The 15,181-nt window shown below is 55.1% G+C and carries 8 protein-coding genes; 5 read left to right on the top strand and 3 right to left on the bottom strand.

The features are described from left to right. Positions 1–25 precede the first annotated feature (25 nt). Both OCL06_RS14675 and OCL06_RS14670 read right to left on the bottom strand, forming a co-directional pair. Complete coding sequence (locus OCL06_RS14675; protein WP_262995888.1) at positions 26–2,269, bottom strand: xanthine dehydrogenase family protein molybdopterin-binding subunit; 2,244 nt, start codon at positions 2,267–2,269, stop codon at positions 26–28. Next, entirely contained in the window at positions 2,266–2,721 is a 456-nt protein-coding gene (locus OCL06_RS14670; protein WP_262995887.1) for a (2Fe-2S)-binding protein, read from the bottom strand. Before OCL06_RS14670 ends, OCL06_RS14675 begins: the two co-directional genes overlap by 4 nt. A 316-nt stretch (positions 2,722–3,037) precedes the next feature. On the opposite strand from OCL06_RS14670, the gene OCL06_RS14665 reads away from it, so the two are divergent. Beyond that, positions 3,038–4,717 carry an AMP-binding protein gene (locus OCL06_RS14665; RefSeq protein WP_262995884.1) on the top strand — a complete coding sequence of 560 codons (1,680 nt, stop codon included), beginning with the start codon at positions 3,038–3,040 and terminating at the stop codon, positions 4,715–4,717. 136 nt (positions 4,718–4,853) lie between these two features. Beyond that, positions 4,854–5,228, top strand: coding sequence for a hypothetical protein (locus OCL06_RS14660; RefSeq protein WP_262995882.1), 375 nt, complete (start codon positions 4,854–4,856; stop codon positions 5,226–5,228). A gap of 21 nt (positions 5,229–5,249) precedes the next feature. On the opposite strand, the gene OCL06_RS14655 is transcribed toward OCL06_RS14660, so the two are convergent. Further along, complete coding sequence (locus OCL06_RS14655; protein WP_262995880.1) at positions 5,250–5,906, bottom strand: dUTP diphosphatase; 657 nt, start codon at positions 5,904–5,906, stop codon at positions 5,250–5,252. A gap of 512 nt (positions 5,907–6,418) precedes the next feature. Here OCL06_RS14655 and recC point away from each other — a divergent pair. From recC to recD, 3 genes are read left to right on the top strand one after another with little or no spacing between them, the layout of a single operon-like run. Further along, a complete protein-coding gene (gene recC, locus OCL06_RS14650) occupies positions 6,419–9,706 on the top strand; it encodes an exodeoxyribonuclease V subunit gamma (RefSeq protein ID WP_262995878.1) in 3,288 nt (1,095 codons plus the stop codon). Continuing rightward, entirely contained in the window at positions 9,703–13,293 is a 3,591-nt protein-coding gene (gene recB, locus OCL06_RS14645) for an exodeoxyribonuclease V subunit beta (protein ID WP_262995876.1), read from the top strand. Before recC ends, recB begins: the two co-directional genes overlap by 4 nt. Further along, a complete protein-coding gene (gene recD, locus OCL06_RS14640) occupies positions 13,290–15,173 on the top strand; it encodes an exodeoxyribonuclease V subunit alpha (RefSeq protein WP_262995874.1) in 1,884 nt (627 codons plus the stop codon). The genes recB and recD overlap by 4 nt, the downstream gene beginning before the upstream one ends. The last annotated feature ends 8 nt before the right edge of the window (positions 15,174–15,181 follow it).

The following is a 15,181-nucleotide window of genomic DNA, read 5'->3' as shown; positions in this document are numbered from 1 at the left end:
GGTAGCCCAGGCGGCAGTAGATGTGTCAGCTTAATGACAACGGAATAGGTAATTCACGGATCCGTTTGCCGGTAGCCGCAAACAGCGCGTTAGCCAGTGCAGGTGCAAACGGTGGTGTAGGGGGTTCGCCCACGCCCCCCGGAGGCGTGGTACTCTCTACAATATCCACGTGGATATTCTGCGGTGCGTGATTAATCCGCGCCACCTGATAGTTGTGGAAGTTGCTTTGGTTAATCTGACCGTTGTCAGCGGTAATCTGACCAATGGCGCAACTCAACCCGTAAATCATGCCACCTTCACACTGCGCCTCTACATGGCCGGGATTCACCACCGTGCCGGCGTCCAGACTCATGTATGCATTGGGAATCGACCAGCTGCCATCATCCTCGACAACCACTTCGACGACCGCCGCTGCATAGCTTAGGAACGAGCGGTGCGCAGCCAGCCCCAGAAAGCGTTTCTGCTGATGACGCTGATCCCAGTCAGCCAGGTCGGTGACCCGGCGGATAACATTTTTCAGTCTGGCCGTATCGATGGGGTAAACATCGATAGGGTCACCATAGTTGTCGTATTCTGCCCCTTCTGCCGCCAAATCGATATGCCGATCCTTGCCAATCAACGACAACAGATAGTCCCGGCTGTCCTGTTTCGCAGCATGGGCCAGCTCGTCGGCAAAGGCGTGCATGGCAAACGCATGGTAGACGTTAGCAACGCTTCGTAGCCAACCAATGCGGACGTGGTTTTCTGCCTGGCCTTTTTCCAGCTGCATGTTGGCAATGTCGAACGGGTTATCAATGAAGCCCAGTCGTAATTCACCATTACTCGGGGAGTTAGCACTGGCATTGAAGGTCGACGAAATGGTGGGGAATACGGTGTTATGGCGCCAGGCTGTCGTGGTGCCAGCTTCATCCTGCACGGCACGCAGATGCTGGGCGCTGACAGTATGAAAATAGCCGTGCTGAATATCGTCTTCACGACGCCAGATTACCTTCACCGGCTGGCCAGCCTGCTTAGCCAACAGGGCAGCTTCTACCGAGAAATCTGGCTTTGACTTGCGGCCAAAGCCGCCGCCCAGTAAGGTCACATGCACGGTAACCTGCTCTTCGGGCATCTTAAGCGCTGCCGCAACGTTTTGGCGGGTTGACTGAGGGGTCTGCGTACATGCCCAGATTTCAGCGCTGTCGGCAGTTACGTGAGCAGTGGCGGCGGGCGGCTCCATCGGTGCCTGGGACAACAGCGGCGCATAATAGGTGGCCTCAATAACCTGGTCCGCATTTTCCAGTTCGGTTAGTGCATCGCCGCGTTTGCGCACCACTTCGCCGTCCTTGCGGGCAGTGTCTATCAGTGTCTGCTTAAACTGTTCTGATGAATAGGAAGAGTGGGCGTTGTCAGACCATGAAACATTGAGGGCTTTTACACCTTGCATCGCGGCCCAGGTGTTCTTCGCCAGCACGGCCACACCGCCTAGCGGATTAAAGGCAGCAGGTGGCGTGGCCTTAGGCAGAGTGATCACATCTACTACACCCGCTACTTTGCGGGTGGCAGTATCATCCACAGAAACAGGCTGGGTGAACATCACCGGCGGGCGTTGAATTACCGCAACCAGCATATTGTCCAGCTGCACGTCCTGACCAAATGTGGTGTTACCGGATACCACATCGTCAATATCTACGCTGGTCATGACTTTACCGATGAATTTCCACTTACTGCGAGGCTTCAGTGTAACTGCGTCGCTCTGCGGGATGGGTAGCGTCGCGGCAACTCCGACCAGGGTTTTATAATCTGCGCGCCGGCCAGAAGGAATATGGTGCACCGTGTGGTTATCGTTTTCACACTCACTGACATCGACCTGCCAGCCTTGTGCGGCCGCTTCCCGTAGCAAGAGCGCAGCAGTGGCCCCGGCAGTGCGCAGACGCTCCAGGTTGCGCCGAACACTGCGCGAACCGTCGGTATTCTGGTCACCGTATTTGGGGTGGCCGTTAGCCTGGATAACAGTGACCCGTTGCCAGTCCGCATCCAGTTCATCGGCAATAATCTGAGCAATGGCAGTCCGAATCTGCTGACCCATTTCGGACCTGTGACAGGTGACGTGCAACTGGCCATCGGCGTCGAGTTCAACAAATACATTTGGCGACAGCGATTCGGTGGCAGTTTGCTCAGCGCTTACGGGATGAATACCTGGCATCAGGGTGACACCCAGGGCAAAGCCTGACACAGTCGCCGATTTTTTAAGAAAATCGCGGCGGGAAGGTGACGTCGGGCAACTCATGAGACCTCTCCTTTACTTGCAGACTTTATCGCCGAGCGGATCCTGGGATAGGTGCCACAGCGGCAGATATTCCCCGACATGTGACTGTCAATTTCCTCATCACTGGGGGCAGCGTTTTTCGCCAGGAGTGACGCCGCCTGCATTATTTGTCCGCTCTGGCAATAACCACATTGGGGGACATTATGCTCTTTCCAGGCCTGCTGTAACGGATGAGCATGATTCGCATCAAGACCCTCAATGGTGGTCACCTGTTTACCGCTGACAGCCGCCATCGGCAAGGTGCAGGAACGTGTGGGTTGCCCATCTATGTGTACTGTACAAGCACCGCAGAGCGACATCCCACATCCATATTTGGTGCCGGTCATGTGCAACTCGTCGCGCAGGTACCAGAGCAGCGGCATCTGGGGATCGCCGTCGTATTGTCTGGATTTTCCGTTAATCGTCAGTTTCATAATTCTGCCTGTCAGTGGGTGGGCTACTGCACACAGCAGCAAATAAACCCGGGGTATTCAAATTATCTGCGATAAAGCATAGTGCTTATCAGATAATCTGTCACCGCCAGTCTGACCGGTACGTCGGTAGTCACTATCAGCTATGACTAATAATCACTATAAAAAATGATGATTCGGCTAAAACCCCTGCAAACAAACGGTTTTTTGGATGATTAGCACTATGCAGGGGTTGCCAGAACGCGGATTATCGTGCTTATTATGGAGGCTGTGAAAGTTTTGTTAACTGGTCTACATTATAACAACATGCGAGTGACCCATGCCCTTAGACATGAACGCAACCTCTACCGATACTGAACAACAAGTCACCTCACCTTTGAAGATGCTTTATCACTGGGAGCAGGCCCGGGGGGACGACACCTACCTGACTCAGCCGGTGACAGGGGAGTATCACAACTATAGCTGGAAACAGGTGGCAAACCTGGCCCGCCGGGTGGCGGCCCGGCTGCAAAGTATGGCTCTGCCTCCCCAGAGTCGTATTGCGATTTTCTCTAAAAACTGTGCGGAATGGTTTATTACCGATCTCGGCATTATGATGGCAGGCCATATCTCTGTGCCCATTTTTGCTACCGCCGGTGAAGAGACCATCCATTATGTGGTGCAACATGCGGATGTCAGGTTGCTGTTTGTCGGCAAGCTGGACAATACTGCTGAGCAGGTAGCGGCAATACCGAATCACCTTGAAACCGTTGCTTTTCCTTATCCTGACTTACCAGCGTCCCACCAGTGGGCAGAGTTTATCGATTGTGATCCGATAACTGATTCGCCGGAGCCGGACATGGCGCAAACCATGACCATTATTTATACCTCTGGCAGTACCGGTCAGCCTAAAGGCGTGGTGCATACCTATAACTCTATCTGCTGGGCAGCTGAAAGTTCGCTCAACGACCTGCAGGTTGATCAGTCTGACCGTTCGTTAAGCTATTTGCCGCTGGCGCATATTACCGAGCGGGTGCTGGTAGAACTATCCAGTCTGTATTCCGGGGGGCGCATTTATTTTGTGGAGTCACTGGATACCTTCCAGCGCGACGTTAAAGAGTGCCAGCCAACCCTGTTTATTTCAGTGCCCCGGTTATGGACCAAGTTCCAGATGGGCGTACTGGCAAAAATGCCTCAGCACAAACTGGATATCCTGCTCAAAATTCCCCTGGTGCGTGGCTTAATTGCCAAGAAAATTCGTCAGGGACTGGGATTGGACCACGCCCGTTTGTGGGCCAGCGGATCGGCGCCCCTGGCTCCGGCGGTGATCGAGTGGTTTGCCAAGCTCGGCATTCATATTTCAGAAGGCTGGGGCATGACCGAAAACAGTGCCTACGGCACCGCGAGCGTGCCGTTTCGTCATGATAAAATTGGCAGTATAGGGCGCCCGTATACCGGGGTAGATATTCGCATCGCCGATGACAATGAGATACAGGTGAAGTCACCCTGCAACATGAAAGAGTACTACCTTGAGCCAGAAAAAACCGCCGAAGTCTTTACTGACGATGGTTATCTGAGAACCGGCGATCGTGGTTGTATTGATGAAGAAGGGTACATACGAATTACCGGTCGCCTGAAAGACATTTTCAAAACCGCCAAAGGTAAGTACGTAGCGCCGGCGCCCATTGAAGCTAAGTTTATGGAGAACAAGTTAGTTGAACAGGTGTGTGTTACCGGTAATAACCTACCGCAACCGGTGGCATTGCTGGTGCTTAGTGAAGAAGCGCAAAAGCTCGACAGTGACCAGGTCGAAACGAGTCTGCGTGAGACGTTTACCAGCATTAACCAGCGCCTTGAAAGTCATCAGGTTCTCGATCACGTCATTATTATGGAATCGGAATGGACCATCGAGAACGACTTGTTAACCCCCACGCTGAAAGTGAAACGCCATATTCTCGAAGAACGGTATGACGATGTCATCCATGCACAATATGATGCACCTGTGGTGCGTGTAGCCTGATATCTGAGGGGCCGGCGGCTCCCATGGCAGGGAGTCGCCAGGCTAGTTATCAACTGAAGTACCTCGTGGTCGCCACGGTTTTGCAGCTTGCTCATGGTCTTCTATACTCAGAAAAACCGTGACGTAAGGTACCACCATGAATGCGTTTACCCGGCTGTCAGTTATCCTGCTCGTTTTTATTATCCCGCCCGCTACGGCCAACCCTGACTTTCCGCTTAATAAAGCGCTGGGTGAGTTGTGTGAAAAAATGAAAGTGTGCACATTGCAGGAAATGCAGCGAAAGAATAACCTGAAGCCAGAAATGCGTCAGATGATAGAAGAGACCGTAAACCGCATGTGTGACTCTATGCTTGACGTGAGTCGTATCCAGGGACATACAAAGTTGGTTAAGCCGGCTCTGGCCTGCGTGAACTCCATGCTGGAGAAAAGCTGTGACGCGCTGAAGTCGGCAAACATGCAAACCCCGGCGTGTCAGGAATATGAAAAAGTGACCGCTGACTACGTCAAATGATCGGGTCGGTGCAGGAAGGGCTTATGACTGCGGGTAACGGGCTTTCAGGCCCTGATAAACCTGGTCACTGTAATCGCTGGCGGTAATATCCAGCTCAGCTAATACTTCAACCAGATGTTCGTTGTCTTCCCGTCCGTCCCATAATTTGTGGTAGCTGCCATCTTTATAGCCATGATCCTGGCGGAAGAAATTCAGAACATTTTTACCTACATATTGCTGATACAACGATTCCCCGGTCATTTCACACTGGCTGACAATGTGCATAAACAGCGGCACGCTGAAGCGCTTGGCTGCGCATAAACCAGTCATCAGCTCGAGGTTATCCAGCAGAGACTGCTGTTCAGGGTAATAATCCCGACCATCGAATTGCACATGACTATGAGCCTGAGCCAGCTGCGAGGCAAGGGCGGAAGCTGTGGCAGGCACGTCACCATGATAATCGATGATGCAGGCTGAGAGCGCGAAGTGCCAGATATCCACCATTTCCATTTGCAGTTGTGGCAGATCTTTTTGTTGTGATTTCCACCATTTCCAGCCGTGATGCTCTATCGCTTCTACTGACTCTACCATCGCGGCCCGCAAAAAGCCGTAGCCGGCGGTGAGCCACTGAGGGTTCACTTTCGTGTTCATTTTATTTTGCAGCGCCAGCATGGTGGCTAATTGCTGTTGGGTAAGCATGATGATTCCTGGTATCGCGCCGGCAAGGCAAGCCGGAATGAGTGAAAAACCGAATTGTAGCGAATCCCGGGGGAGGGGGGAAGTCAGCATTGGGGCCTGCCCGGAGCCAGGCTGCCTTAACATGGTGCGTATGCACTATGATGACCGCCGTCAGGATTGGATTAGGTCCCAAGGTAATTTATAAGATCATGATGAATAAGCAAAAAATTCACTGCATATTGAGTGTGAAATTTTGGCACTCAGCGTGCAATCAGTAGTGTGTTAACTGCGCCAGCAAGCGGCGCTAACCCGCCACGGTGCCAGGCAACACTGCTGGCGGGTTGTCGTGATCCGGCCAGTAACCTTCCCCGCACCGGCTTTCGTGTCCTGAGGCCGGTGCGGACTTTTTCGTCTTCTGCATTTGCCTGCTGTGTTTATCTGCACACATTTCCCTGCCACCTTTTGCGTTGTAGATGCTGTCCTGAGAATCCCGTAACATAGCATTATAGAACGCAAACAGGACGTTACTGACATTGCTTGCCCTTTATCCTTCGAACAAACTTGAACATCTCAGCTTTTTGCTTGGCGCGCTGCTTAAACAGCAACCCGGTCAGGTACTGACTCCCACGACTATCCTGGTGGAAAGTCCGGGGATGCAGCACTGGCTGAATATGGAACTGGCACGCCAGCAGGGTGTCGCCATGAATCTGGCCTTTCCGTTACCGGTACGTTTTATGTGGGATACTGCCCGGGCGGTGCTGGGACCCGATACCGTTCCCCGCCAGTCACCGTACCGTCGGGAGGTGCTCAGCTGGCGAATTGACACATTACTGGCCGATGAGGCGCTCATGGCCAAGACTGAAATGGCGCCGGTAATCGAATACTGGCAGGGGCCTGCCAGCGAAGTCGAGCGCAGTGCGCAGCGGTTGCAGCTGGCCACGGTGATGGCCGATGTTTTCGAACAATACCTGCTGTATCGCCCTGACTGGCTGTTTGCGTGGGAAGCAGGCGAACAAGTGCAGGCAGATAACAACATGGAAGCCTGGCAGGCCGGTTTGTGGCGGGCGCTGGTGGCAGAGGCGCCATTGCACCCCGCCCGATTGCACCAACAGGCACTTGCAGCGTTAGAGGAGGGCAAAAGCCCGGCAGCCTTACCCTCCAGTATTATCGTGTTTGCCATTAATACGATGGCGCCGCAACTGGTGGCGTTTATCGATGCGCTGGCCCGGCACACTGACATTCACATCTTTCACCTGAATCCCAGCGTAAACTACTGGGGCGACAGTAAAAGCGACCGCGAACAGGCCCGTGCTATTCGTGAGTCAGGGATCCAGGCATGGATGACTGACGATCAGTCAAACCCGTTTCTGGGTAATCTGGGCAAACAAGGTCGGGATTTGTTCAATCTGCTCACCCAGCTTGATAGCTTTGAGGTCAGTGCGTTCGATACGCCCGTCCCCGGGGAGTCTCCCGGGCAACCGGGACTGCTTTCAGCAATTCAACAGGATATTTTACAGGCGGCCAGGCCGGCGCATACCACTGAACCACCGGCAGACGATGACAGTGTGATGGTAGTTTCGGCGCATTCCGCGCTCCGGGAAGTACAGGCGCTGCACGATCAGATCCTCGCCTGGATGCAGGACGACCCCACCTTAACCCCCTCAGATATCGTAGTGATGTGCCCGGCAATCGAAGAATATGCGCCGCTCATCGATGCGGTATTTCATCGGGTGGGCACGCCCCGGCCGGAGGCGCATTCGCCGCCGCGGTTGCCCTGTTCTATTGCCGACCGCTCCCCACTGGATGCCGACCCTATGGTCGCCGCCTTTATCAGCTTACTGACGTTGCCGGATAGCCGTTTTCGGGTCGCCGAAATTATGGATTTATTGCGCCTGGATGCCATGCAAGCCCGGTTTGAGCTTAATGACGACGATATCGAGCTGATGACCTATTGGCTGTCTCAGGCACACGTGCACTGGGGGCTGGACGGCGAGCATAAGCATGCCATCAGTGAGGGGGCGACAGCCTCCGACACCTATAGCTGGTGGTGGGGCTTGCGCCGCTTGCTGTTAGGTATGGTGTACCAGGATACCCCGATCATGACCCGCAACCTGCTTACGCTCCCTGATGTGGAGGGGCAGCAGGCGGTAACCCTGGGCAAATTAATGCAAATTCTGGATGTGTTGAGTGAGCACGCTAAAGCGCTCAACACACCGCGATCGGCTCACGAGTGGCATGATTATTTACTGACCTTACGGGACAGCTGTTTTGCACCGCTGCCGGAACAAACCGTGACCTGGGAGAGCCTGGGCAAGGCGTCTGCCGATCTTGCTGCGCACTGTGATGAAGCCGGTTATGAACAGACACTGCATCTGCGACAAGTGCGGGAGGTATTACTGAAACGTTTTTCCTCACCGGATGCGGGTAACCATTTTATGACCGGACAGATAACGTTTTGCTCGATGCTGCCAATGCGTAGCATTCCGTTCCGGGTAGTGGCGGTACTGGGGCTCAATGACGGTGAATTTCCCCGTCAGGCATCCCCCGCCAGCATCGATTTGATGTCTGCACTACCGCGTAAACTGGGCGATCGGTCACGACGTCTGGAAGACCGTTATTTGTTCCTGGAGGCCATTATTTCTGCACGGGATCACCTGTACCTAAGCTATCAGGGTAACAGCGCCCAGGATAACAGTGCGCGTCAGCCCTCTCTGGTACTGGCCGAGTTTCTTAACGTGCTGAGCACGGGGTATCAGTGCCCCGCACGCCGGCTGGTCAAGCCGTTACCGTTACACCCATTCAGTGCGGGTTGCTTCAATTCGGAAAAGCCGGGCTTTGAGCGGGGCTGGCTGAAGCTGGCACAGGCAATACAACAGCCTCTTGCCGCTGACGCGAATCAAGCCGCTGCGCTGGAAGACGCTGTGCTGCCTGACCAGGTTACTCCGGCCGACATCGCCCGGTGCCTGGCGCATCCGCTGCGTTATTATGCAAATCATCAACTGGGTGTTTACCTGGATCCGGCTGCGCCGCTGCTGGAAAATACGGAGCCATTTGCTGAAAACAACCTCTCCCGTTACCAGGTAATAGAAGCCATGAGCGCCGTAGGCGTTACTGATGAGGCCATAACCAAGATTGCCCAGCGCACCCGCATGCACGGCGACCTCCCGGACACGCCGCTTACCACCACCGTGCTGACCCAATGGCAGGACGCGGCACAGGCACTGACAAACGCCATTGGGCTGCGTGATGCCGAACCACTTCCGGTGACCTGGCAAGGCCAGCAACTCAGTGTCACCACGCAGGCATGGCAGGGCGCCAGTGAACTTAAATGGCGCCATGCAGGCAGCCAGCATACACAGCGTAAATGCGAGCAGCTCATCACGTCACTGTGTTTTTCAGCAGCTGGCATGGCCAAGCCTTATGAGGTGTTTTATCTGAAGTGGGCGACCGGTAACTTTACGGTGCGCAAAGCGGTCTTTCAGCCGCTCGACGGGGAAAGCGCGCAGGCGCTTCTCAGTGACATCGAGCACGTGTACCTCCGGGCGCTGCAACAGCCGTTGGCTGCGTTTGCTGACGTGGCCATGAAGCTGTTTAAGAAGGCCGCCGGCGAGCAATTGGCCGATTTTGCAGTGAGTGATGTGGGGGCACAGGAAGTACGGACTATTGTGCAGACATCCTCACCATTTCAGGCCAGTCTGGCCGATGATCCCTATGTTCAGTGGTTTTATCCCCAGGGATTATCTGCAGACGTACTACCGCTACACGAACTTGAGCCGCTGTGCCGGGCAATGGACAACCAGCTAAAAGATAAAAAATTATGACCCAGCAAACCCTGAATGTCCCGGCCATGCCCTTGTCGGGTCGCCATTTAATTGAAGCCAGCGCGGGGACCGGTAAAACCTATAATATCACCCGTTTGTACGTGCGGCTGTTACTGGAAAAAGCGCTGCCGGTGCAGCAGATTCTGGTAATGACCTTCACCAACGCGGCAACCGAGGAAATACGGGGGCGGCTGGCTGACACGCTCCGTGAAGTGATGAGCTTTTGGCAGGAGGCGATGGAATCGCCTGAAACGACGCTGCCGGGTGCCGACCCTGTCTACCGACATTTATTCAAACAGTGTGATCCCCAACAGGGACTGGCCATGCTGCAGGCTGCGTTGTTGGAAATGGATGACGCTGCGGTATTCACGATTCACGGTTTCTGTAACAAGGTGCTCGGCCAGCTGGCATTCGACAGCGGCACAGCGATGGCGCAAAGTCTTGCCACCGATACCCGGGATATGTATCTGGAGGCCGCCAGCGATTGGATCCGCCTACAGGCCCGTGACAGTGACGCTTATGCGTTACTGGTCGCACAGGGCTGGCATCAGCCAGATACTTTGCTGCAGCAGTTTGAACGGCCTGCGCGAAGCGATTTGCTCCCGCGGGTCAGCGATGAAGCGACCGTGCGCAATGAAGCCAAAGCAGCCCACGACGCAAAGGCCGAGTCCTTTGCTGCCAGATTTGCCGAGGTACGCAATACGTTGCTAGAACATGAGGCGATGCTACTGGACGCGCTGGTGAATAGCTGCAAAAAAGCAGCAGACACCGACACCAGACAACGTGAATGGGAAGTGCTTCTGCAATGGCTGAGCAGCCCGGATTTGGTCGCGCCGCCGCCGGAAATCGGCAAGTTTGTTAATGGCAACCGTTACCGCAATAAGCCAGATGTCAAGGCAGTGCTGGACCTGGTTAAGGAGTTGGCTGCCAGTGTAAAAGCTGAGCTGGGGGAGTTAGAAAAGTCGCTGGATAACCAGCTGGCAGCACTGCCATCATTGCAGTTGGTTGCTCAGGCGATTGCTTACATACGTCAGCATGTAGCCGCGCAGAAACGGCGGCTGGGTGTGCTTGACTTTGATGATCTCATTGTGGCGCTCGCCGCACAGGTCCAGCAGCCAGACAGTTCGGTGACCGGGCAGTTACGGCAGTTGTATCCGGTAGCACTGATTGATGAGTTTCAGGATACCGATGCGAATCAATATGCCATTCTGGATACTGTGTATCCTGCGGGACATTCGCACCACTGTCTGATGATGATTGGCGATCCCAAACAGGCTATTTATGGCTTTCGTGGCGGCGATATTTTTACCTATCTGAAGGCCGGCCAGCACGCTGACTACCGTTGGGTCATGGATACCAACTGGCGCTCGGTAGCGCCCATGGTAGCTGCCTATAACCGGCTGTTCTATGGCGCGCCGCTGGCCAACGGGCCAGCCGACGTATTTGGATTTAATATCACTTACGAGCCGGTTAACGCCACGCAACACGCCAAGGCAGCCGCAACGCCACTGGCCGATCCAGCTCCGCACCGGGCTGCCATGAACTACGCCTTGCTCGTGGCGGAGGAGGACAGAAAACCGGCGAAAGCCCAGTTGCAACATCACTTAGCTGACTGGATGACCGGCGAAGTGAGCCGGTTGCTGGCCCAGGCAACTCTAGGCGAACGCCCGGTTTTACCCAGTGATATTGCGGTGTTAGTGCGCAGCACCACAGAGGCGCAGGTGGTAAAACAGAGCCTGGCGCGGGCAGGGCTCAGTGCCGTGTTTTTAAGCGATAAAACCAACCTGTTCGCGTCGCCACAAGCCAGCGACATTTACCGGGTACTGGATGGGATCTGGCACTGGGATAATCACGCGCGGCTATCGGCCAGCTTATCCAGTCCGTTGTTCGGGTACACTCATCAGCAGCTGGTTGATATTTTGCACCACGAAAAGGACAGCTTGTGGGAAGCGTTGATTTCACGCTTGCAGCAGCTCAGACAAATGTGGACTGAGCGTGGATGTATGAGTGTGCTGCTGTATTTGATGCAAAACTATTATCAGGGCAGTGCCGATAACCCAGAGCGCGAGTTAACGAATTACCTGCACCTTGCCGAAGTGCTGGAACGGGAAGCTGCGGCTCATGCCCGGCCTGATCAGTTGCTGCTTTGGCTGCACCGCCAGGTGGCCGACCCGCAGGCCCGGATGGAACAGGTGCAGCGCTTGGAAAGCGATGCCACGCTTATTCAGATTGTCACGCAGCATGGTTCCAAGGGGCTGGAATACCCCATTGTATTTGTGCCGTTTGCCAGTGATTACCGCGATCCGGCCAAAGCCGGGCAGCAGTGGGCTGCCTACTATCAGTTCTTCGATGATGCTACCCAGCAACTGGCTATTCAGTTGGGTCACAGCCATACCGCCGTAAACCGGGTGCGCGCAGAAGGCGACGCAGAGGCGATGCGCCTGCTGTATGTCGCCGTAACCCGGGCGGCGCACCGCTGCTATCTGGGCGTGGCCCCGTTTAAAGACAGTCAGAATAGCGCGTTGGCACGGGCGTTGGGTGTGACCTCGGAGCAGGAATGGCACACTCGGCTGACAGAGCTGGCAGCGGAGCAGGACGTAAGCAGTGTCTGCATTGATGTGTCAGAGGCAGCGCCGCCAGCAACGCAGAATGCTGCGCAGGCTGATGAGCTCACTGACCTGATTGTGCGGGAGTTTACTGGCAAGGTGGATGAGGCATGGCGGTTGTATTCATTTTCTGCGCTGGCCCGTCAGCAGGTGGTGGTCAGACAATCTGACCGGGAGTTGGAAGATATAGCGCAGAGTGCCCCCCCTATGCCCACCCCGGTAGTCGCAGACAGTCAGTTTCGGTTCGGTTTTGAGAAAGGCGCCAATGCCGGTAATTTGCTCCATGACATTCTGGAGCTTACTGACTTTTCATCGCCAGACTGGGAAGCCGCCAGCCACGAGCCTGTCCAGCGTTTCGGTCTGGCCGCAGATCAACATGCGCTGCTTTTTGAATGGCTGCAAGACACACTAAACGCACCGCTGACGCCCGCAGACTGGCAGCTGGCTGACAAATCGCCGGAGCAGACGCTGCGCGAAGCCGAGTTTTATTTTCCTATGACCAACCTGAAGTGGTCCAAGCTGGCGGCGGTACTTCGCAGCCACCGTGACTCGCTGGCCGACATCGCTGCGCCGGTGCCCGTGCCGGCTCTGCATCAGTATGATCTGGAAGGTATGATGCATGGCTTTATCGATTTAATTGTTGAGCACGACGGGCGTTACTACGTAGCCGATTACAAATCCACGTGGCTGGGTGCGGCATTTGACGACTACAGTATGGCGGCTATGACCCGAAATAATCAGCAGCATTTGTATGATTTACAGTATCTGATTTACGCCTTGTCTTTGCATCGCTACCTGACGCTGGCGTTACCCGGTTATGAGCCGGCGCAGCACTTTGGCGGCGTATACTATTTATATTTACGGGGCATGAGTGCACAGCACCCTGGCGCCGGCGTGTTTTATACACCGTTGTCACCAACACTGCTCGACGCGCTGGACAACGCATTCGGGACGGTAGATGCCGGGGAGGTGCCCGCATGATGTCACTACAACAGGTAATGAACACCACCACCGGCCTGGAAGCCATCGACTATTATGTTGCCCGCGCATTATGTGAAGATGCACAACTAGATGAGCAGGGCAGCCGATGCTGGTTTACAGTGTTACTGGCATTGTCGTATATGCAACGCCAGGGGCACACCTGCCTGACACTCAGTGCAGTGGCAGACAGCCGGCAGTTTTTTGAAGATGAGCTGAAAGAAGGGCTGTCCTTTCCGTCTCTCACCAGACTGGAACAGGTCTGTACCACCGCCCTGGCCAGTATGCCTGAGCCCGTACCGTTAGTTTTTGAGAATGGTCAGTTGTTTTCCAAGCGTTACTGGGAGTTCGAAAATGAGGTGGCTACGGCAATTTCCCAGCGTACTGCACTCATCCCATTAACGGACCAGCAGTTACGCGACTGCCAGACGATTTGGCCCGCGCTTTTCCCTGTCACGCGCGCTGAACAACAAGACTGGCAGCAGATTGCGGTGGCCAGTTCACTGGTGCAGGGGTTCAGTGTCATCAATGGGGGGCCGGGTACGGGTAAAACCTATACGGTCACCCGGCTGTTGCTTGCCTTGCAGGCCGCCCATGACGGCAACCTGAATATTCAGCTGGCAGCGCCTACCGGCAAAGCTGCGCAGCGACTCACGGAGTCCATTACGCAAAGCCTTGCGCCGTTATCGGCATCATTACCAAAAGATCTTATCGCCAGTATTCCGACTCAGGCCAGCACACTGCATCGGCTATTGGGGCTGGCCAGGTTTGGAACAGGGGCACGGCGGGACGCCAGCAAGCCACTGAATACAGATGTGCTGATTGTGGATGAGGCCTCCATGGTGGACCTGGCGTTAATGACGCGTCTGGTACGGGCGCTGCCACCGCATGCCAGACTATATCTGGTAGGGGACAGCGATCAGTTACCGGCAGTGGAGTCGGGTAACGTACTGGAAGCCATGATTGGTGATACTCATGAGCGGCAAGGTGCCAGTGAACCTATGCAGGCGCATCTGGCTACACTATGCTCCCATCTGCCAGTGCTACCGGTCACCGAACACCAGCATTGGGTGCATACTTTGCGCGCCAGTCAGCGTTTTAAGGGCGTACTGGCCGAAGTGGCCCAGGCGATACAGCAAGGCAGCCAGGAACAGGTCACCGCACAGGTGACGTTATACGAGAAGGCTACCGCCGGTATCTGGCATGAGGGCGTCGCTCTGACGCCGCTCCCCGATAAGCCTCAGACATTGCATGCCCTGGCATTGACCAGTTTTCAGGCACTGATGCAAAGCCAGAGCCCGGCAGAGGCGCTGGCCGCGCTGCTCAGGTGTCGCTGGCTGACGCCGATGCGACGTGGGCCATACGGGGTGGAGGGGTTAAATCAGCTGGTCGAACAGGCGCTGGCTCAGCGCTATCCGGTCACACCCGGTGGCTGGTATGCCGGCAGACCCATCATGGTTGTAGAAAATAGTTATGCCCAGCAGTTATTTAATGGCGATGTGGGCGTGCTGTGGCCGGATGAAAACGGCCAGCTCAAAGCCTGGTTTGCGGCTGATAGCGGTGAAAAAGATGCGCCGTTACGTTGCCTGAGTCTGTCACGATTGCCCCGCACTGAAACCGTATTTGCCATGACAGTGCACAAGTCACAAGGCTCTGAATTTGCCCACGTCGTTATGCTGGTGCCGGACGCACAAAGTAGTGCTGCCCGGGCGCTGAACAACCGGGCGCTGTTGTATACGGGGCTGACCCGGGCTAAACAGGGCTGCCTGCTGGTAGCCGACACGCCGGTCTTGCATGAGGTTATCGGCCGCCGTTATATCCGACACTCGGGGTTAGAAGCGAAGCTTGGCGGTGGTATGGCGGCATCTGTGCCAGACGAATAACCGGTAAT

The sequence above is a fragment of the Alteromonas salexigens genome, from assembly GCF_025628895.1.
GTDB lineage: Bacteria > Pseudomonadota > Gammaproteobacteria > Enterobacterales > Alteromonadaceae > Alteromonas > Alteromonas salexigens.
This window is presented reverse-complemented; position numbering and strand designations above follow the sequence as displayed.